The organism is Thiohalobacter sp. IOR34, from assembly GCF_030406045.1.
GTDB lineage: Bacteria > Pseudomonadota > Gammaproteobacteria > Thiohalobacterales > Thiohalobacteraceae.
On the sequence record NZ_CP128988.1, the window covers coordinates 1578393 to 1596290 of the forward strand.

A 17898-nucleotide genomic window follows, 5' to 3' on the forward strand; every position below is an offset into this window, starting at 1 on the left:
GCATCCCAACATATTGTGGCGACTTAAAGAATAATGAACTTTCCCATTTTGGTCAGGCATAACCAAACAAAACGGCACATGGCTGGCCCCATCAGCCGAGTGGAGATCGAGAGCTGTTCACTAGGGAACCTCTGATCAATCGGCCATATAAGGCATAATACGTCTTGTTCGATCAAGCTGCCTGGAGTTCCAGAGGATGCGCCAACAGAGCTTTGCCGATGAGGGATTTGAACGCTACCGCAAGCCCACCCGCCGAGAGATCTTCCTCGAGGAGATGGACCGAATCATTCCCTGGAAAGAACTCTGCGAGGTGATTGAACCGTTCTATCCGAAGCCTGCCCCCGGCCAGCCAGGCCGCCGGCCGGTGGGGCTTGAGCGCATGCTGCGCATCCATTTTCTCCAGCACTGGTTCAATCTCTCCGACCCTGCGATGGAGGAAGCGCTGTACGACTCGCGGGCCATGCGCCGGTTTGCGGGTATCGACCTGGGCGAGGGGCCGGCCCCGGATGAGACGACGATCCTCCACTTCCGGCACCTGCTGGAGGCCCACAACCTGGGTGAGCGGCTGTTTGTCCTGATCGGTCAGTATCTTGAGGAGAACGGCCTGAAGGTCAGCCGGGGCACCATCGTCGATGCCACGATCATCAATGCGCCTAGCTCGACGAAGAACCGTGAGAAGAAGCGCGACCCCGAGATGCACCAGACGAAGAAGGGCAACCAGTGGTACTTTGGCATGAAGGCCCACGTGGGGGTGGACAGCAAGACCCGGCTGATCCACTCGGTGGCTGCCACTGCGGCCAACGTTCATGACAGCCAGATGCTGCCGGACCTGCTGCACGGTGAGGAAACCCGGGTCTGGGGTGACTCTGCCTACAGTGGGCAAACCGATGTGATCCGCAAACATGCGCCCCGGGCGGCGGATTTCACGCAGCGCAAGGGCGCCAGGAACCGGCCTCTGTCGGAAGAGGAACGCGCGAAGAACCGGACCAAATCGAAGGTGCGGGCGCGGGGGGAGCATCCCTTCTTGATCATCAAGCGGATCTTCGGATTCGACAAGATTCGGTACCGGGGGCTTTACAAGAACGCCAATCGGCTGTTTGTTGCATGTGGTCTGGCGAATCTGTACATGGTCCGACGACGATTGTTGGCGGTAGCGTAGGGTCAATGCGCCTGAATTCGGGTCAGGCGCACGAAAACGGTGGTCCAGAGATCGCAACACGGCGACATTCTGGGTATTTCGTCCTTTTTGTGAACCGATGAACGGCTGAATCACGAAATCACCGATCAAAACGTCAATTGATCAGACGTTCCCTAGAATATGCAAGGGCGGGCTCGAATCGGGATCCGGTGCCCATTGAGAAGGGGGTATGGGTAGGGAAATCGTGTCTAAATGTTGTCTAACTGGAGCCAAAACCACCCGAAATCATGTCTAAAATTAGACAGGGTTGGTAGCTAAGTCATTGATTTTATGGCGGAGAGGGAGGGGTTATTCGCCGCTACGCGGCTCACCCCTCAAGGGGGCCGCTCGCTCGCTTCGCTCACTGCGCGTTGTCTCGCCCCGCTGCGCGGGGCTCGGCTCGAACCCGAAGGGTCCTCATCAAGGCCTTTCTCTCCGCCAAACGCAAAGGGCCCCCTTCCGGGGGCCCTTCACATTTGGCGGAGAGGGAGGGATTCGAACCCTCGATACGCGGTTAGCGTATACACACTTTCCAGGCGTGCTCCTTCAACCACTCGGACACCTCTCCAGAAACCTTGTTGTCTCGCTGTCCCGACCAGCCCAACCGGTACCCCGACAGCGGAGCACGCGCGCGTGCTCGTTATTCGGTTGCTGCGCAACCTCACCCCTTCGGGGCCGCCTTCGCTACGCTGCGGCGTTCTCTCGGTGGGGCCTCGAGTCAACCACTCGGACACCTCTCCGGAAAAACTGCTGTTCGCGGCCACATGGACTGCAGGGCGCCGAAAGCAGGCGGCGTAGGTTAAACCAGACGCCTTCCGGTTGCAAACCCCATGCGGGGGTTGCCGTCGATGAATCAACGACTTGCGCCGCCCCAGGGTGGATTGCCGTCCCCTGCCCCGCCACGGCCCATGCGGGTTGACTTTATGGTGCGGGCGTACTCTGATCAGACCTCCATCCGACGACGGGTGATCCATGGCAGACAGGCACGCAGGAAGTACTGACTCGACCCCGGTCGCGGCACCCCAAAGTCAAACGGCCGTGGCCGTGCTGGAGGCCCTGCACAGCTCGGAGCACGGTCTCGAGCGGCAGGAGGTCAGTGTCCGGCTCGAGCGCTACGGGCCCAACAGCCTGCCACGCGGCAAGCCGCCGGGGCTGCTGCGCATTTTCATGCGCCAGTTCGCCAGCCCGCTGATCTATGTGTTGGGGGTGGCGGCGCTGGTCTCGCTGCTGATCCACGAGAGTTCCGACGCCCTGTTCATCGCCGCCGTGCTGCTGGTCAACGCGATCATCGGCACGGTGCAGGAGTTCTCCGCACAACGCGCGGCGGATGCCCTGCAACGGCTGGTGGTGACCCGCTGCCGGGTGCTGCGCGTCGGCGAGATCTACGAGATCGACGCCGAGGAGCTGGTGCCGGGGGATATCGTGCTGCTCGAATCGGGCGACCGGGTGCCGGCCGATCTGCGTCTGCTGCAGAGCCGCGATCTGGAGATCGACGAATCCCTGCTCACCGGCGAGTCCGAGAACGTGCTCAAGCACGCCGAACAGATCCTGCCCGCCGACAGCCCGCTCGGCGACCGGGTCAACATGGCCTTTGCCGGTACCTTGGTGTCCCGCGGCCGCGGCCGCGGCGTGGTGGTGGCAACCGGGCTCGGCACCGAGCTCGGGCGCATCGCCGAGGCGGTGCTGGGCCGGCCACCGACCAAGCCACCGCTACTGCTGAAGATGGAACGTTTCACCCACACGGTGGCCGCGGTGGTGGCCCTGGCCGCGCTGCTGATGGGCGGCGTGGCGCTGGGGCGCGGCATGCCGCTGGAGGAGATCTTCCTGCTCGCCGTGGCGCTGGCGGTCTCGGCCATTCCCGAGGGGCTGCCGGTGGCGCTGACCGTGGCACTGGCGATCAGCATGCGGCGCATGGCCCGCCGGCATGTCATCGTACGCCGCCTGGTGGCGGTCGAATCGCTCGGTTCCTGTACCTTCATCGCCACCGACAAGACCGGCACCCTGACCGTCAACCAGCTTACCGTCCAGCGCCTGCTGTTCGCCGGCGAGCCGCCCTGGGAGGTGACCGGCGAGGGCCTCAAGCCCGAAGGCGTAATCCTCACGCCGCGCGGCACGCCGGATCCGGCGCAGGAAGCCCTGCTGGAACAGCTCTGCCGTGCCGCGGTGCTGGCCAACGAGGGCCTGCTCGCCCGCCGCGACGACGACTGGACGCGCCAGGGGGATGCGGTCGACATCGCCCTGCTGGTGATGGCACACAAGGCCGGCATCATCCAGGCCGAAACCCGCCAGGCCTTCCCCGAACTGGCCAGCCTGCCCTTCGAGTCGGAGCGCATGTTCGCGGCCAGCCTCAACCAGGTGGACGGCCGGAGCCTGGCCTTCGTCAAGGGGGCGCTGGAACGGCTGCTGCCGATGTGCAGCCAGATGGCCACCCCCGAGGGGCCGCGGCCGCTGGATGCCGAACTGCTGGAACGTCAGGCCCGGGAACTGGCCAGCCAGGGCTTCCGGGTCATCGCCCTCGCCTCCGGTCCGGTCGAACTCGGTGAGGGTGAGGTCTTCTCGGAGGAACACCTGCGCGAGCTGCTGCTGATCGGCCTGGTCGGCATGATCGACCCGCTGCGGCCGGAGGCCAAGGCCGCGGTCACCGCCTGCCGTCGCGCCGGCATCGAGGTCGGGATGATCACCGGTGACCACCCGGCCACGGCCCTGGCCATCGCCCGCGAACTCGAACTGGCACAGGATGCCAGGCAGGTGGTGACCGGCAGTGAGCTACGCCAGACCGAGGACGACCCCCAGCAGCTCGACCGTCTGGTCCGCCGCAGCCGGGTATTCGCCCGGGTCGAACCGCAGCAGAAGCTGGACATCGTCCGTTCCTTGCAGCGCAGCGGTCACTTCGTCGCCGTCAGCGGCGACGGCGCCAACGATGCCCCGGCACTGCGCGCCGCCCAGGTGGGCGTGGCCATGGGCGAGAGTGGCACCGACGTGGCGCGCCAGACCGCCGACCTGATCATCACCGACGACAACTTCGCCTCGCTGGTCGCCGGTGTCGAGGAAGGCCGCATCGCCTATGGCAACGTGCGCAAGGTGATCTTCCTGCTCATCTCCACCGGTGCTGCCGAGCTGGTGCTGTTCACCCTCGCCCTGTTCACTGGCCTGCCTCTGCCGCTGCTCGCCGTGCAACTGCTGTGGCTGAACCTGGTGACCAACGGCATCCAGGACGTGGCCCTGGCCTTCGAGCCGGGCGAAGGAGACGAGCTGAACCGCCCCCCGCGATCACCGCGCGAACCGGTCTTCAACCGGCTGATGGTCGAGCGGGTACTGCTCTCGGCGGCGGTCATCGGCGGCCTCGCCTTCCTGCTCTTCCAGTGGCTGCTGGCCCAGGGCTACAGCGTCGACGAGGCGCGCAACGGTACCCTGCTGTTGATGGTGCTGTTCGAGAACGTGCACGTGTTCAACAGCCGCTCCGAGACCCGCTCCCTGTTCCGCCACAGCCCGCTGCGCAACCCCTTGCTGCTGTTTGGCACCCTCACCGCCCAGTTGATCCATATCGGCGCCATGTACACGCCGGGAATCCGCGAAATCCTGCGCATCCAGCCGGTCTCGCCGCAGCACTGGCTGCAGTTGCTGGGACTGACGCTGAGCGTGCTGGTGGTGATGGAGCTGCACAAATGGCTGCGGCGCTGGAGGTAGGGGGTGCTGGATATCGCGCAGCCCACCAGGGCGCGCAGTCCTCGATCGCGGCCTGGAGGCCGCTCCTACACAACCAAATCATGCCACCATGCCCCGTAGGAGCGGCGGCCACGCCGCGATTGCCGCCGTAGTGGCAAAGATGCACCCGGATGTGATGTCCGTTGCTCGATCGCGGCCTGGAGGCCACTCCTACACAACCAAATCGTGCCACCATGCCCCGTAGGAGCGGCCTCCAGGCCGCGATTGCCGCTATCGCGGCTCCGCGGTCGAACCGCCATTCTGATTCCGTGGCTTCGAATCCGGTCTTTTGCCAATCATCAAAAAAGGGCCGCAAGGGCCCTTCTTTGATGATTGGCGGAGAGGGTGGGATTCGAACCCACGGAGGGCGTTAACCCTCGACGGTTTTCAAGACCGTTGCATTCAACCGCTCTGCCACCTCTCCGAAAAATTTCCGCCCTACCCCGCGGCCTTGCCTGAACCCCCTTCAATGCCCTTCGCAGGCCGCGCCGCATCGAGCGGCACGGCCCGCGGAGAGGGTGGGATGACTCGCCTCTGCGAGGCTCGCCCTGCGGGCCGCCCTCACTATGCTCGGGCGGTGCGTCGCGCCGTTCCGGTGCTCGGCTCGAACCCACGGAGGGCGTTAACCCTCGACGGTTTCCAAAAACCGTTGCATTCGACTGCCCTACCACCCCTCCGGGGCGCACGGCGGTCGTGGAATCAGCGCGTGAGGATACCGATTTCCCTCACCCTTGGCCAGCCTGCCGACAGGTTATGAACGGTTGTTGTTTCAATGACATGTCGTTATGCTGAACTCCTGCCGGGTGTCGCGGTCGAATACCCTGCGAAACACCCGAATTCGATATGAAGAACAGTCTGTTGAACCCTGGAGGCACACAAGGCATGAATTCCATGGAATCGATCCTTTCCCGTAGGGAAAGCGCGGTCATCTCCACCAACAAGGTGCTGCGCAGCACCTATATGCTCCTTTCCCTGACCCTGTTGTTCAGCGCGGCCATGGCCGGCCTGTCCATGCTGGTCAGTGTCTCGCCGATGGTCTCCATGGGCACCAGCCTCGGCGCGCTGGCGCTGATCTGGCTGGTGCTGCCGCGCACCGAGAACTCGGCGGCCGGCATCGCCGTGGTGTTCGCCATCGCCGGCCTGCTCGGCTTTGGTCTCGGCCCCATCCTGCAGATGTATCTGGCATTGCCCAACGGCGGCCAGGTGATCGCCACGGCCCTGGGCGGCACCGGCGTGGTCTTCCTCGGCCTGTCCGGCTATGCGCTGACCAGCCGCCGCGACTTCAGCTTCATGGGCGGCTTCCTGTTCGTCGGCCTGATCGTGGTGCTGGTGGCCATGGTGGCCAACCTCTTCCTGGAAATCCCCGCCCTCTCGCTGGCCCTGTCCGCTGCCATCGTGCTGCTGATGAGCGGGCTGATCCTGTTCGACACCAGCCGCATCATCAACGGCGGCGAGACCAACTACATCCGCGCCACCGTGGCCCTGTATCTGGACATCTACAACCTGTTCATCGCCCTGCTGCAACTGCTCGGCGCCTTCAGCAGCGACGACTGATCGCAGCCTGAACGGGCCGTGGCTCCGGCTGCGGCCCGTTCTTCATTACAGGGTCCTCCCCGATGGAACTCTGGCTCAAGCTCTCCCTCGCCGTGGTGCTCGGCATCATCGCCATCCGCCTCTGGCCGGTGGCGAAGGGCATGTTCAAACACGGCCCCAGGGGCAGCACCGACGACTGGCGTGCGGCACTGCTGCCGCTGGCCGCGGTGATCGCCTTCGTCGTCCTGTTGCTGATGCTGGTGCGCTGAGAGCGTCCGGCCGACAGCCTGGACGATCCGGCTATGACTTTTCGGCCGATCCTCTTCCACTCGCCTCGGCACTGCGGATCTCCACGCTGTCGAAACTGTCCTGCAGCCAACGCAGGGTCAGATGCCGCGCCCAGCCGACCATGGCCTCGGCATCGGCGTGCCGCTGGATGGAGGTGGCACGCAGCCCGACCTTCACCTGGTCCGGGGTGTAGTGGCGCAGCAGCGCGTCACGGGCATTGGGCTGGCCCGGGCGGACGCCGGGCAGGGTGAAGGCGACCAGCTGCTGCGACTCGAAGACCAGGCTGGAGAACACCGGCCGCAGCCGGCGGCGGATCTCTTCGGCGGCCAGGCTGGAGGCGAACCAGCCGATGTCCTCCGCCGCGGCCAGCAGCTCGGGATCGATGCCGCCCTGCTGGCGGAAGTAGTCCAGCGCCGGGTAATAGCCGAGCCGCTCGCGGCGCACATGGGCGCTGATCTGCTCGACCAGTTCCTCTCCGACCACATAGGGCGAGGCGGCCAGGTGGCGCTCGAAGGCCGCTTCCGGCAGGCGCAGCAGCAGGTGCAGGGTGACGCTGTTCCAGTGCAGGGGCACGGGGCGCTCAGCCGGCCGCCTGCAGCCGGCCGAGCTGCTCGAACAGGGGCTCGGTGACCGGCGCGATCTTGCGCCGCATCAGGCTGCCGATGGCATCGGTGCGGGCGAAGATGGGCGTGACCAGCCGTTCGCTGACCGCAGCCAGGGCACAGAGGGCCTGCAGCTGGGGCGCGAGTTCGGGCAGGGTCTCCTGCAGCTCGCGCAGAGCGTCGCCGCAGGGGTCGTCGTCCAGCCGTCCCGCCAGCCGCTGCTCCGCCTGTTCCAGAAGCTGTTCCGGTTCCTGCGGCCAGGCGGCCGGGCAGGCCGAGTAGGCCGCGGCCAGGAAATACTGGCGGATGCTCTCCAGCAGTTCCACCACCACGTCCTGGTTGTTGGGCTTGCGCAGCGCCCGGCGCACCGTTTCCAGAAAGGCCTGGCCCGGCGCATCCAGCACCCGGCCGAGCAGTCCGGCCACGGCGTTGCCGCCGGCCGCCAGGGCCTGCAGGCGCTCGCCATGCGCCGGCCACAGCGGATGAGGCGCGGCCTCCAGCGGCAGTTCATCGGGGATGGCGCGCAGAAAACCGACGTAATAGGTGTTCTTGTGCCGGCCACGGACCCAGAGCCTGTCCCGCGCCCCCGCATCGATCAGCCCGGGTTGCAGCACCAGGCGGATACTGTCGATGATCGCCTGGTGGCTCTCCTCGAAGGGCAGGAACTCGATCAGATACTCAGCCAGCACCGGCCCCATGGGGCCGGCCGCGATCGGCGCCTGCTGCAGCAGACGGCGGGCGTTGTCCGCGCAGGGCATGGCCCACCAGGCGCGGCGCGCCAGTTCGCTGTCGAGCCCGGGCGAATGCACCACCGCGACCACCGCTTCCGGCTCGCCGAGCAGCAGCAGTTTCTCCAGGCTCTCGCTGTTGCGTGCCTGGCCCATGCGTGTCCAGCGCTTGAGATACACCGGGTAGCCGCCGGGCGAACCCAGCACCTGGCTGGAGAACAGCTCGCGCACCCGTTTGAGATAGAGCTCGTCACGGCAGTTGGGGTTGAGGCGCACCACCGTCTCGCCCTGCGGCGACAGGCCGTAGACGGTCATCGAGGATTCGTCGATACGCACCGCGTGCAGTTCGTTGGCGAGCAGCACGTTGAGACGCAGCGCGTCTTCCGCGGTCAGATCCATGGCGCGCTCAGGCCGGGTCGAAACCGGCCAGCTTGTACAGGCGGCGGGCCTCGTCGAGATCCTGCTCCACACCGTTGCCCTGCTCGTACATCATCGCCAGGGTGGTCAGGGAACCGGCCAGGCCCTGCTCCGCCGCCTTCCTGAACCACTTCACCGCCTCCGCGCCGTCCTGCTCGACACACTCGCCCTGCAGGTACATGAAGCCCAGCCCGTGCTGGGCCATGGCATAGCCCTGCTCGGCGGCGGCACGCATCCATTTCAGGGCCAGGGCCTCGTTGCGGGCCATGCCCAGGCCGTTCTGGTAGATGATCGCCAGGCGGTGCTGGGCCTCGGCGTTGCCGGCCTCGGCGAAGGGGCCGAGCATCTGTGCCGCCTGGGCGAAGTGCTTGGCCTCGAAGGCCGCTATGGCACTGCTGAACTGTACGTCGTCTTCTTGCATGGGGGTGCTGTCCTCTGCTGGGCGCCGCCCCGGCACCGGGCCGGACGGCGAAAAAACCTGGCGCTGCTCAAGCCCGGATATTGCACCAAGGATTCGATTCTCAGGGCGGAGCTGGCAAGGCAGCTTGGCCGATCACCTGCAGAAGCATAGCCGTAGCTATGGTTCAAGGGCGATCGGCCAGGATGCGCAGCCAGATGCGTCCTGAAATCGAATAGGCACAAACCGTACCCCGCCACGAGGGCCTATTTGCGAGCCTCCTGGCCTTGTATACCAGCCTGCACTCCGATCATGCGGGCCGCCTTGGTGCAATATCCGGGCAAGGGGGCAATAGTCTAGCGTATTGGTCGGGAAATACGTATAGCGTACCCCTGCGACAAGCAGGGGAATGTCCGTTTTGGCAGGGATTGACCCCCTCTATGGGGATATACGGCCCGTCCGGCCGCAAGGGTATACTCGCGCATCGATTTCCTGTCAGCCCCCGACCGGGGTGCGGTACGAGCATGAATGCATTCAGTGACAAAGACGCTGCCCTGCTGTTGCGCAGCTGCATCCAGAAGGTAGCCACCGGCCCTGAATACAGCAAGGACCTGAGCTTCGACGAAGCCCGGGATGCCATGCGGATCATTCTCTCGGGCCAGGCCGATCCGGTGCAGACCGCCATCCTGTTCATCGCCCTGCGCATGAAGCGCGAGAGCGATGCGGAGAACCGCGGCGTCCTGCAGGCCATCCTCGATGCCCGCCACACCGCCACCGCCGAGGTCGACGAACTGGTCGACATCGCCGACCCCTATGACGGCTACACCCGCGGCCTGCCCGTCTCGCCCTTCGTGCCGGCCCTGCTGGCGGCCTGCGGCGTGCCCGCGGTGTCCCACGGCCTGGACACGGTCGGGCCCAAGTACGGCATCACCCACCACAAGGTGCTGAAGGCCGCCGGGGTCGACGTGGATCTGAGCCCCGAGGCCGCCGCCGGCCGCATCGCCGAGACCGACATCGGCTGGGCCTATGTCGATCAGCGCCACTACTGCCCGCCGCTGCACGACCTGGTGCCGCTGCGCCAGCGCATGGTCAAGCGCCAGGTGCTGACCACGGTCGAGGTGCTGAGCCGGCCGATCAGCGGCCGTAAGCGGACCCACCTCTACACCGGCTTCGTGCACAAGGCCTATCCGCCGATCTATGCCTCACTGGCCCGCCATGCCGGTTTCGATTCCCTGCTGCTGGTGCGCGGCGTGGAGGGCGGCATCATCCCCTCGCTGCAGCAGCCGGCACGCATCGTCCATTATCACGACCGCGGCCCGGAAGAGGATTTCGAGAGCCAGCCGCAGACGCTCGGCATCGAGGCCGAGAACCGGGCCGTGCCGATCCCGGCCGACGCCCCCGCGGCTGCACAGCCGGGCGACGAGATCGCCACCGCCATCGACAGCGATGCCATGGCCGCCCTGGCCGCCGAATACGGCCGCGAGGCCCTGCGCGGCAAGCGCGGCGGCAGCTACGACGGCCTGGTCTATGCCGGGGCGCTGGTGCTGCATCATCTGGGCCGCTGCGACTCCCTGCCGGCCGCGGCGGAGACCGCGCGCAAGGCCCTGGACTCCGGGGCCGCGCTGGCGCATTTCGAGGCCGCCACCTGATCCGCCCCGGACGCGAGCGGCGGAAAAGTTTGCCTGAGCGCCCGGAACTGATGGAAAATACGCCAAATTGGTTGAGTACCACTCGTTGCTAGCGAAGAGGAGAAGTAGACATGAACCCGCATCAGGATTACTACGACGCTGTTAAGAAGATGGAAGAAGCCGGTGTTGATCCCGACTACATCATTGGTTGGCAGAGCGGCTACTGGCTCGACCCGGAGCGTGAAGAACAGCGTGTGACCGAGGCCTACGAAGCCGGTTACGAGAAGGGCAAGGCCAAGGACGCCAGCGGTTACGAAGCCTGGATCAAGAACTGATCCCGCCGCGCGACCCCAAAAAAAGCGGGCTGATGCCCGCTTTTTTTGTGCCTGATGCTGCGGCCTCTCAGCCGTCTGCCTCCCTGCCCTCGCTCGCCGGCAGCAGACTGTCCACCGCACGGCGCAGCGACTTCATCGCCGCCGGCACCTCGATATCGATCATCTGCGTGGCGACCCACTGCCGCTGGCGCTCGCCCAGGGTGGCCGCCATCCGATCACCGAAATAGCGGGTCATCTGGAAACTCGGCTCGAAGTCCGAGAAGGCAAACTCGGCATAACCGTCCATGCGCTCGTTGAGCCGTTCGATGAAGGGGCTGCGATGATCGCCGGGGCCGGCGAAGTCGCGCGCGTTGTCCTGCACATAGTCGGCGATCTTCCTGGCCAGGGCGGTGACGAACCGGGCGCGCTCCTCGTCGTCCATCCGCTCGTAGGCGATCCGGTCGAGGACGTGGATCAGGAAGGCCATGATCTCCTTGATCACCTCCAGGCGGTGCAACTGGGTGTCGGTCTGAAAACCCTCGTTCTCCAGATTGAGCAGCATGTTCAGGCCGATGCGCCAGCTGTTGAAGGCCAGGGCGCCGGCCGTCTCCTGAATGGTGCGTTCCTTGTCCTTGAGATTCCAACGGGTCTTGAGTCGAACAGCCATGGCAGACAACCTTGTTTTTCAAACGGATAAAATCGAATTCGAGATTCTGTCTCAACAACGGGGGGACTCGCGGCCCTGCCCCGCGCGTGTTAGCCCGCATATTGCACGAAGGATTCGAGTTTCAGGGCGAATCTGGCCAAGCAGTTTGTTCGATCGCCCGCCGAAGCATAGCCATAGCTATGGTTCAAGGGCGATCGGGCAAAATGCGACGCCAGATTTGGCCTGAACTCGAATAGGCACAAACTGTAACAGGGAACAATTGCTCGCATAGGTGATCACTGCCTTGATAAATACCGGGAAAATTACGCTTTCAAGGCCGCCTTCGTGCAATATGCGGGCTAGAATCGATCCTGGATCGGCATAGTATACTAAATCACTAGGAAATAGGGAGCAGCCAGATGCCCACCCCGAACAGCGCCGAGCAGCTTGCCGAACATGCCGAGTTGCGCGCCGCGGTGCAGCACAACTGCCACATCTCGGACGCCACCCACGCCGGCAACTACACCCTCTGCGTCTATCTGATGAAGATGCGTGAATATTACCGCTGGGAGATGGGCTATGGCTATGCCGAGCGCCTCTCCGCCGAGGCCGTCGGCGACTGGCTGCATGCCCGCGAGGCGCTGTGGGAGGAACTGGAGGAGGAGTCATTCCGGCCGTTGCCGCTGGGTGAGCGGGAACTGGACCCCTTCGATGCCGATGCCGTCAACGCCCGGCTGCACGCCGCCGGCCTGGTCTATTCCGCCGGCATCGGCCTGCAGGGCAAGGCGCATTTCTTTCTCGGCCGGCTGGAACGGCAGGAACAACACCACGGCTTCACCCTGCTGGTCGCCGGCGACGAATACGCCCGCGACCTGACCGCGCCGCCGGCCATGTCACTCGGCAAGACCGTCTTCATCCGCCGCCAGTCGCTGCGGCGCATGATCTGGGAACGGGTCGAGGAATGGCGCTGGAACCGGCTCGACAACCCCATGGGGCGCGCCCTTGCCCACTATGACTTCGAGGCCGATCCCGAAGGCTCGCTGACGCGAATGGCGGATCGGGAGGTCGACAGCCTGCTGCTGCACGAGATCGGCGAGGTCGAGGCCGGCCGCCGGCTCGGTCCGGGCTGGGAGGCTATGCTCGCCGACCTGCCGCCGTCACGCCTGGAGCTGCTGCTGCGCGCGGTACGCGACAATCTGGCCGATGCCCTGTCCACCCTCCCCGGCCTGCTCGACCACGGCCGGCCGGACAGCCTGCACTTCTATGTCGCCGGCCTCAGCAACCTGCGCAAGGCACTGGCCCCGACGCTGATCGCCGCCTACCAGGACTGGCACGACAGCGGCCGCGACACGGCGCTGCGCGAGGCGGCCGAGGCCGGCCGCGAACACTGGCAGGGCGTCGCCGAGGCGGCATTGCAGGGCTACGCGGCCGCGGGTCACAAGGGCATCGCTGAAATCGAGGCCTTGATCGACCGCAGCACCCTGTAGCACAATCCCCGCTCCCCGATCGCGGCCCTTCCCCATGTATCACGACAGCACCCAGCGCACACCGCTCCAGAGCATCCGCGAAGTCAGCCCCAACAGCTTCATCTTCGAGAAACCCGGTGCCCTCCCCGGCTTCCTGTGCCGCGATATGATCGCCCGCTTCGAGGCCAGCGAGGAGGAACAGTACGCCGGGCGCATCGGCCAGACCCGGCACCAGGACCAGCAGATCAAGCGCACCACCGACCTGGTGGTCAGCGGCAAGCCGCACTGGCAGGACGTCGACCGCAACCTGTTCCGCTCGCTGGGCCTGGCGCTGAAGGAATTCCGCGAGGCCTTCCCCTACTTCAAGGGGCCATTCAAGGACATGGGCTACCAGATCCAGCGCTACCAGCCGGGCGAGTACTACCAGTGGCACATCGATGGCGGCAGCCACGAGTTCGCCCAGCGCCAGCTGGTGGCGCTCTGGTATCTGAACGACGTCCCGGGGCCGGGCGGCGAGACCGAGTTCCTGTTCCAGGAGGTCAAGGTGAGGCCCGAGGAAGGCAAGCTGGTGCTGTTCCCGCCCTTCTGGACCCACGAACACCGCGCCGTGAAGCTGGAACAAGGGGTGAAATACATCGCCACCACCTGGGTGGTCTTCGCCTGAGGCACTGTTGCGGCCGTCCGACCACTACTGAATCCCGGCTTCCGGCTCCCTCATCCCCCTTGCAATCATCCAGAGCGGCGGCACCCGCCGCATCGCGACCTGGCGATCGCTCCTACACCTTGATATCCCCTGCCCCCTTGGATTCTGGATTCTGAACTGGCTTCTGAATTCTGCACCCCTCACACTTCCGCCCACATGCGCACCAGGTTGGAATAGGCGTTGCTCACCAGGCGGGTCGAGTCCTTCTCCGGTGCCTCGTCGAGCAGGCTCTCCCGTGCCTGGGAGAGTTCGTAGAGCAGTTCGCGGCGGGCCGGATCGCGGATCATGCTCTGCGCCCAGGTCACCGCCACCAGGCGCTCGCCGCGGGTCACCTCGGCGACATGGTGGAGGCTGGAGGAGGGATAGACCACGGCATCGCCGGCCGGCAGCTTGACCTTGCGCTCGCCGAAGGCGGTGCGGATCACGATCTCGCCGCCGTCGTAGTCCTCCGCCTCGCTGAGGAAGATGGTGGTGGAGACGTCCGAACGGTAACGCTGGCCGGGCGGTCCCATCACCGGATCGTCGATATGGTCGCCATAGGTCATGCCCGGGCCGTACTTGGCATAGAAGGGCGAGGCGACGCGCAGCGGGAGGGCGGCACGCTGATATTCCGGATGATTCAGGAGGGCAATCATCACGATGCCGTTGAGCTTGTTGTATAGTTCCTGGTCCTGGGCCATCTCCCGGTTGTTCTTGATCGGCTGCGCCTCCTTGCCGGCGGACAGCTTGCCGTCGACGAAGCGCGCCTCGGCAATCAGCCGGCGGACCGTCTGCAACTGCGCCTGGGACAACAACCCGGAAAGCGTGATCAACATGCCAGCAACTCCTGCAGGATCCTCGGATCCCGTTCATCAATGGAGCCGACGATGATACTGAATGTGTATGTCAACGACCAAACCCACCCTGTCGAGGTACCCGACGGCCTGCTCGACGAGGCCGAGGAATTCTTCACCCGCATGGACCGGGACATGGACCGTGGCTATCAGATGAGCCGCCGCTGGGTGGAGAATCCGGACCCGGTCCAGCGTTGCCAGATCGCCGCCGACAAGCTGCTGACGGCGCTGGAATGCGGCAACAGCAATCTCAGCGTGATGATGGCCGGCTATATCCTCAAGCGCATGCCGGGCGTGCGCGGCGTGCACATGGATCTGGAGGGCAACATGCTGGAGCACGGCTTCGAGGTCGCCGGGCAACCCTGAACCGGTCCCGAAACGAAATCCGGCGCGCTACCGCCGCTGGCCATGGCACAGAATTGACCACCCCATCGCGGCCGGGAGGCCGCTCCTGCTTTCGGTGCAGCGCGCCGCCCGTGGGAACGGCGCACAAAAAAGGCCGCGCATTGCGCGGCCTTTTTCATCCGGATGGGATCGAACTCAGCGCTCGGAACCCTTCTCGGCGTGCGCCAGGTCGACGACCTTCATGGCGATATCGCGGTATTCCTGACGGAAACCGTCCAGCGGGTGACCCGACTCGGGTGCATAGTAATCCTTGGGATCGACACCGTTCTGGTGCTCGTAATCCATGAACTTCTTCTGCATTTCCAGCATTTTCTTAATCAAGTCAGCCTTTTCGCTCATCTTTCTCGCCTCCGGCACAGGTTGTGCCTCTGTGTCTGGTTAATCGGGCTGGGGCGCACTATAGCCCCTGAAAACCGGGGAGACCATATCCCCTTTGGGCGATGCCCTCAGTAACCGCCCTTGCGGGTGCTCTGCGAGAGGCCGGCGATCTTCCGGCCCTGCTTGCTGGGCATCAGCGGGAACAGCTGGTACATGTCCTTGCTGGTCGGCTTGGTGCCCCATTTCTTGGCCATGGCCTTGAGGATGGTGCGCTCGTTGGGCTCGTTGCCGCCGTTGTTGATGTGCTCGTCGCGCAGGTAGTGGATGACGTCCCAGTGCTGCTCGGTCAATTCGATGCCTTCCTGCTCGGCGATCAGCTTGGCAACGTCCTCGTTCCAGTCGTTGTAGTCGACCAGATAGCCGTTCTCGGTGGTTTCGATGGTTTTGCCGTTTACTTCGATAGCCATGATTCTCCCCATGAGGTCAGATCAAACCAACTGCAAAAATTTCGAAAGTCGCGGACTATACCCCGATCGGAGCGGTTTTGGAATGACATGGATCCGGCTGTCCCCGGCGCCCCGTCTCAGCTGTCCTTCACCGAGCTGATCCCCTTGTGGGGGATGAACAGGCCGCAGCCCAGCTTGCGCCCCGGACCGACCCCCTTTTGCTGCAGGCGCACCGCCCGCTCCGGCTCCAGGTCGGCGATCATCACGCTGCGGGTGTGCAGCACCCCCTCGGGGGTACGAAAGGCGTGCGAGCGGCCGGCCATCAGCTTGCGCACCGGGATGTCCAGGGCACGCAGTGCCTCGACCACCCCGTACAGAAAGTCCTCCTCGGACTGTTCCGGATCGGTCACCACATAGCGCGAGAACAGCGGCGACAGGGTGCTCAGCAGCCGGACCGTGGCGCTGCCGACGCCAAGCGGATGGCCGGCGATGTCCAGGGTCATGCCTTCCAGGCGGCGCGCGTCCTCCAGCCGGGACTTGGGCAGACGCAGGGTCATGCGGGCCCGGCGCCGCGGCAGGTGCAGCAGCTCGTGCTCCACGTCCTCGGGCCGGAACCAGCCGTTGCCGGACTCGGCGCCGTGAATCAGATGCACCCCGGCATCCGGCTCCTCTTCCAGCCAGGGCAGCGCCGCCAGCAGCGCCGAGGACAGGGCATGGGCATGATCCAGCGGCAGGGTGCGGCAGTCGATGCGGAAGCTGAGATCGACGATGTCGTCCGGAACCTGGTAGGGGGTGTCGTCTTCGATATCCTCTTGCCAGAACATGGTGTTCACCTCGTGCGCTTCAACGTTTCGGTGCCTGCGCGAAGGCCGCCTCCAGGCGATCCTCCCAATCCGCCGGGGTGTCCGGGAACGGTGGCTTGACGTCCATCTGGAAGAACAGCTCCCCCTGGGCGGCACGTTCCTGCACCTTGCGGCACAGGTCCTCGAAGGAGGCCAGATCGTGTTCCTGTAGCAGCACTTCGCTCAACCAAAGCATGTCATGTCTCTCCTGCCGGTAGGGATAGGTCGCGGATGCGGTCGTAGTAGCGGGCCCGGTACAGCAGCCGCTGCCGTTCCGGCGCGGCGCCGTCCTCGAAGGCGGTACGGCAATGCAGCACATTATTGCAGATCACGCCCTGCCCCGCCTTCAACCGCAGGCGGTAGATCCAGGGACTGCCCTCCGCCCACAGTGCCTGCAGCGCCTGGGCCGCGGCCCGGGTCAGCGGGTCGTCGCGCCACTGGATGTTGCGGGTCCGGGCGCTGTAGCGCATGTGAAGGCTGCCATCCTGCCGATCGACGCTGAACACCGGTCCGCTGGCGGTGCCGCGCAACTGCCGGCCCTCCACCTCGTTGGGCGGAATGGTCATGGCATCCGGCCGCATCAGCGCCTCGATCAGGGCCGGATCCTGGTCGCGCAGGGCGATATAGGCCAGCTCGTGGTCGAGCAGGAGGCTCTCACCACCCTGCGCCGCCGGTCGCACGCAATGCAGGATGAAGGCGCGGATGCGCTGCCCGGGCGGATTGTAGTAGCCATCGGTGTGCCAGCTCAGGCGACGATTGGTGTAGGGGATGTAATGGCGCTTGCTGCCGTCCGCCGATACCGCCAGTGCCGTGACCCCGTCGTCCTCTGCACACAGGTTGCCATCCAGCCGCTGCAATCCGAACTGCCGCCCCAGGGCCCGCAGCGCGGCACGGTCGACCGCCCGCCCGCCCAGGTCGTAGACGGCCAGATTGGCGCGCCGGCAGCGGTCGAGGATCGCCGCACGCTCCGCCGCGGTCGGCGCCGCCGGGTCGCCGAGCGGCACGATCAGCTCCGCCAGCTCCGGGCGGGCCGCCAGCCTGGCATCGCGCCAGCGGCGGTAGGCCTCGGGGGCATCGAGCCGGAACGGGCTGTCGGCAGGAATGGCGGGATCGGGGACGGACATCTGGGCGGGCACGCGGTTTCTCATCGGGCGCCCATTGTAGCCGCAGCGGCGCACCGCCCAACAGCGCATTTGCTGGTAGAATTGCCGGGCCGGGCCCGGCCTCTGGGCGCCTATTCCTTTAGTAAGGTACCCATACCGCCACATGAACAACAGCCTGTAACTATATAATAAAAAAATAATTCCCAGGGAGGTCGCGCGACAGATCCTGACAGCCCGCCGGTGGGCGCGGCAACAAAACGGCGATTGAAACGCTATCCCAAAAGGGGTAGGCTACTTCGCCCTGAACACCCCATGGGTAGGGTATTCTCAACGCGATCAGCACCCTA

General features: G+C 65.2%; 19 protein-coding genes and 3 tRNA genes. 9 read left to right on the top strand and 13 right to left on the bottom strand.

Annotation, left to right across the window (positions count from 1 at the left end):
* Positions 1-196 precede the first annotated feature (196 nt).
* Positions 197-1159 carry an IS5 family transposase gene (locus QVG61_RS07270; protein WP_289929955.1) on the top strand — a complete coding sequence of 321 codons (963 nt, stop codon included), beginning with the start codon at positions 197-199 and terminating at the stop codon, positions 1157-1159.
* A 495-nt stretch (positions 1160-1654) separates the two neighbouring features.
* Here the strand turns inward: QVG61_RS07270 and QVG61_RS07275 are convergent.
* Positions 1655-1745, bottom strand: a tRNA-Ser gene (locus tag QVG61_RS07275).
* Between the two features lie 404 nt (positions 1746-2149).
* Between QVG61_RS07275 and QVG61_RS07280 the strand changes: the two genes are divergently transcribed.
* Positions 2150-4864, top strand: coding sequence for an HAD-IC family P-type ATPase (locus QVG61_RS07280; protein WP_289929956.1), 2715 nt, complete (start codon positions 2150-2152; stop codon positions 4862-4864).
* 352 nt (positions 4865-5216) lie between these two features.
* Here QVG61_RS07280 and QVG61_RS07285 read toward each other — a convergent pair.
* Positions 5217-5306: transfer RNA gene (locus tag QVG61_RS07285), tRNA-Ser, on the bottom strand.
* Positions 5307-5392: 86 nt separating this feature from the next.
* Positions 5393-5559 (bottom strand) — tRNA-Pro (locus QVG61_RS07290).
* 205 nt (positions 5560-5764) lie between these two features.
* On the opposite strand from QVG61_RS07290, the gene QVG61_RS07295 reads away from it, so the two are divergent.
* A complete protein-coding gene (locus tag QVG61_RS07295; RefSeq protein ID WP_289929958.1) occupies positions 5765-6436 on the top strand; it encodes a Bax inhibitor-1/YccA family protein in 672 nt (223 codons plus the stop codon).
* A 62-nt stretch (positions 6437-6498) separates the two neighbouring features.
* Positions 6499-6684, top strand: coding sequence for a hypothetical protein (locus tag QVG61_RS07300; protein ID WP_289929959.1), 186 nt, complete (start codon positions 6499-6501; stop codon positions 6682-6684).
* 31 nt (positions 6685-6715) lie between these two features.
* Here QVG61_RS07300 and QVG61_RS07305 read toward each other — a convergent pair whose 3' ends face one another.
* The 3 genes from QVG61_RS07305 to QVG61_RS07315 are packed head-to-tail and all read right to left on the bottom strand — an operon-like array spanning position 6716 to position 8871.
* Positions 6716-7276, bottom strand: coding sequence for a hypothetical protein (locus QVG61_RS07305; protein WP_289929960.1), 561 nt, complete (start codon positions 7274-7276; stop codon positions 6716-6718).
* 7 nt (positions 7277-7283) lie between these two features.
* Complete coding sequence (locus QVG61_RS07310; RefSeq protein ID WP_289929961.1) at positions 7284-8432, bottom strand: sulfur reduction protein DsrS; 1149 nt, start codon at positions 8430-8432, stop codon at positions 7284-7286.
* A 7-nt stretch (positions 8433-8439) separates the two neighbouring features.
* The gene (locus QVG61_RS07315; RefSeq protein WP_289929962.1) at positions 8440-8871 is read right to left on the bottom strand and encodes a tetratricopeptide repeat protein; all 432 of its coding nucleotides are present in this window, start codon (positions 8869-8871) and stop codon (positions 8440-8442) included.
* A 500-nt stretch (positions 8872-9371) separates the two neighbouring features.
* On the opposite strand from QVG61_RS07315, the gene QVG61_RS07320 reads away from it, so the two are divergent.
* On the top strand, positions 9372-10496 hold the full coding sequence (locus QVG61_RS07320) for an anthranilate phosphoribosyltransferase (protein WP_289929963.1): 1125 nt from the start codon (positions 9372-9374) through the stop codon (positions 10494-10496).
* Positions 10497-10606: 110 nt separating this feature from the next.
* The gene (locus tag QVG61_RS07325; protein WP_289929964.1) at positions 10607-10810 is read left to right on the top strand and encodes a hypothetical protein; all 204 of its coding nucleotides are present in this window, start codon (positions 10607-10609) and stop codon (positions 10808-10810) included.
* Positions 10811-10877: 67 nt separating this feature from the next.
* Here the strand turns inward: QVG61_RS07325 and QVG61_RS07330 are convergent, their stop codons facing one another.
* The gene (locus tag QVG61_RS07330) at positions 10878-11456 is read right to left on the bottom strand and encodes a hypothetical protein (RefSeq protein WP_289929966.1); all 579 of its coding nucleotides are present in this window, start codon (positions 11454-11456) and stop codon (positions 10878-10880) included.
* 398 nt (positions 11457-11854) lie between these two features.
* On the opposite strand from QVG61_RS07330, the gene QVG61_RS07335 reads away from it, so the two are divergent.
* Positions 11855-12922 carry an Sfum_1244 family protein gene (locus QVG61_RS07335; RefSeq protein WP_289929967.1) on the top strand — a complete coding sequence of 356 codons (1068 nt, stop codon included), beginning with the start codon at positions 11855-11857 and terminating at the stop codon, positions 12920-12922.
* Positions 12923-12956: 34 nt separating this feature from the next.
* Positions 12957-13565, top strand: a complete 609-nt coding sequence (locus QVG61_RS07340; protein WP_289929968.1) for a 2OG-Fe(II) oxygenase — start codon at positions 12957-12959, stop codon at positions 13563-13565.
* Between the two features lie 179 nt (positions 13566-13744).
* Here QVG61_RS07340 and QVG61_RS07345 read toward each other — a convergent pair whose 3' ends face one another.
* A complete protein-coding gene (locus QVG61_RS07345; RefSeq protein ID WP_289929969.1) occupies positions 13745-14419 on the bottom strand; it encodes a Fe2+-dependent dioxygenase in 675 nt (224 codons plus the stop codon).
* A 51-nt stretch (positions 14420-14470) separates the two neighbouring features.
* Between QVG61_RS07345 and QVG61_RS07350 the strand changes: the two genes are divergently transcribed.
* Positions 14471-14803 carry a hypothetical protein gene (locus QVG61_RS07350; protein WP_289929971.1) on the top strand — a complete coding sequence of 111 codons (333 nt, stop codon included), beginning with the start codon at positions 14471-14473 and terminating at the stop codon, positions 14801-14803.
* Between the two features lie 174 nt (positions 14804-14977).
* Here the strand turns inward: QVG61_RS07350 and QVG61_RS07355 are convergent, their stop codons facing one another.
* The 5 genes from QVG61_RS07355 to QVG61_RS07375 form a co-directional block, all read right to left on the bottom strand.
* Positions 14978-15142 carry a hypothetical protein gene (locus QVG61_RS07355; RefSeq protein WP_354671150.1) on the bottom strand — a complete coding sequence of 55 codons (165 nt, stop codon included), beginning with the start codon at positions 15140-15142 and terminating at the stop codon, positions 14978-14980.
* A 146-nt stretch (positions 15143-15288) separates the two neighbouring features.
* Positions 15289-15627 (bottom strand): TusE/DsrC/DsvC family sulfur relay protein, encoded by a 339-nt coding sequence (locus QVG61_RS07360; RefSeq protein WP_289929974.1) that lies wholly within the window; start codon positions 15625-15627, stop codon positions 15289-15291.
* A gap of 116 nt (positions 15628-15743) precedes the next feature.
* On the bottom strand, positions 15744-16430 hold the full coding sequence (gene cas6, locus QVG61_RS07365; RefSeq protein ID WP_289929976.1) for a type I-MYXAN CRISPR-associated protein Cas6/Cmx6: 687 nt from the start codon (positions 16428-16430) through the stop codon (positions 15744-15746).
* Positions 16431-16449: 19 nt separating this feature from the next.
* Positions 16450-16644, bottom strand: a complete 195-nt coding sequence (locus QVG61_RS07370) for a sulfur relay protein DsrC (protein WP_289929977.1) — start codon at positions 16642-16644, stop codon at positions 16450-16452.
* Position 16645: 1 nt separating this feature from the next.
* Complete coding sequence (locus tag QVG61_RS07375) at positions 16646-17584, bottom strand: TauD/TfdA family dioxygenase (RefSeq protein ID WP_289929979.1); 939 nt, start codon at positions 17582-17584, stop codon at positions 16646-16648.
* Positions 17585-17898: the final 314 nt, after the last annotated feature.

What these genes read in the sequence shown, in the direction of transcription:
- QVG61_RS07340 (WP_289929968.1), top strand. Translation starts at nt 12,957, where the DNA reads ATGTATCACGACAGCACCCAGCGCACACCGCTCCAGAGCATCCGCGAA.
- QVG61_RS07345 (WP_289929969.1), bottom strand. Translation starts at nt 14,419, where the DNA reads ATGTTGATCACGCTTTCCGGGTTGTTGTCCCAGGCGCAGTTGCAGACG.
- QVG61_RS07370 (WP_289929977.1), bottom strand. Translation starts at nt 16,644, where the DNA reads ATGCTTTGGTTGAGCGAAGTGCTGCTACAGGAACACGATCTGGCCTCC.
- QVG61_RS07270 (WP_289929955.1), top strand. Translation starts at nt 197, where the DNA reads ATGCGCCAACAGAGCTTTGCCGATGAGGGATTTGAACGCTACCGCAAG.
- QVG61_RS07320 (WP_289929963.1), top strand. Translation starts at nt 9,372, where the DNA reads ATGAATGCATTCAGTGACAAAGACGCTGCCCTGCTGTTGCGCAGCTGC.
- QVG61_RS07310 (WP_289929961.1), bottom strand. Translation starts at nt 8,432, where the DNA reads ATGGATCTGACCGCGGAAGACGCGCTGCGTCTCAACGTGCTGCTCGCC.
- QVG61_RS07350 (WP_289929971.1), top strand. Translation starts at nt 14,471, where the DNA reads ATGATACTGAATGTGTATGTCAACGACCAAACCCACCCTGTCGAGGTA.
- QVG61_RS07355 (WP_354671150.1), bottom strand. Translation starts at nt 15,142, where the DNA reads ATGCAGAAGAAGTTCATGGATTACGAGCACCAGAACGGTGTCGATCCC.
- QVG61_RS07295 (WP_289929958.1), top strand. Translation starts at nt 5,765, where the DNA reads ATGAATTCCATGGAATCGATCCTTTCCCGTAGGGAAAGCGCGGTCATC.
- QVG61_RS07300 (WP_289929959.1), top strand. Translation starts at nt 6,499, where the DNA reads ATGGAACTCTGGCTCAAGCTCTCCCTCGCCGTGGTGCTCGGCATCATC.
- cas6 (WP_289929976.1), bottom strand. Translation starts at nt 16,430, where the DNA reads ATGTTCTGGCAAGAGGATATCGAAGACGACACCCCCTACCAGGTTCCG.
- QVG61_RS07360 (WP_289929974.1), bottom strand. Translation starts at nt 15,627, where the DNA reads ATGGCTATCGAAGTAAACGGCAAAACCATCGAAACCACCGAGAACGGC.
- QVG61_RS07280 (WP_289929956.1), top strand. Translation starts at nt 2,150, where the DNA reads ATGGCAGACAGGCACGCAGGAAGTACTGACTCGACCCCGGTCGCGGCA.
- QVG61_RS07315 (WP_289929962.1), bottom strand. Translation starts at nt 8,871, where the DNA reads ATGCAAGAAGACGACGTACAGTTCAGCAGTGCCATAGCGGCCTTCGAG.
- QVG61_RS07335 (WP_289929967.1), top strand. Translation starts at nt 11,855, where the DNA reads ATGCCCACCCCGAACAGCGCCGAGCAGCTTGCCGAACATGCCGAGTTG.
- QVG61_RS07330 (WP_289929966.1), bottom strand. Translation starts at nt 11,456, where the DNA reads ATGGCTGTTCGACTCAAGACCCGTTGGAATCTCAAGGACAAGGAACGC.
- QVG61_RS07325 (WP_289929964.1), top strand. Translation starts at nt 10,607, where the DNA reads ATGAACCCGCATCAGGATTACTACGACGCTGTTAAGAAGATGGAAGAA.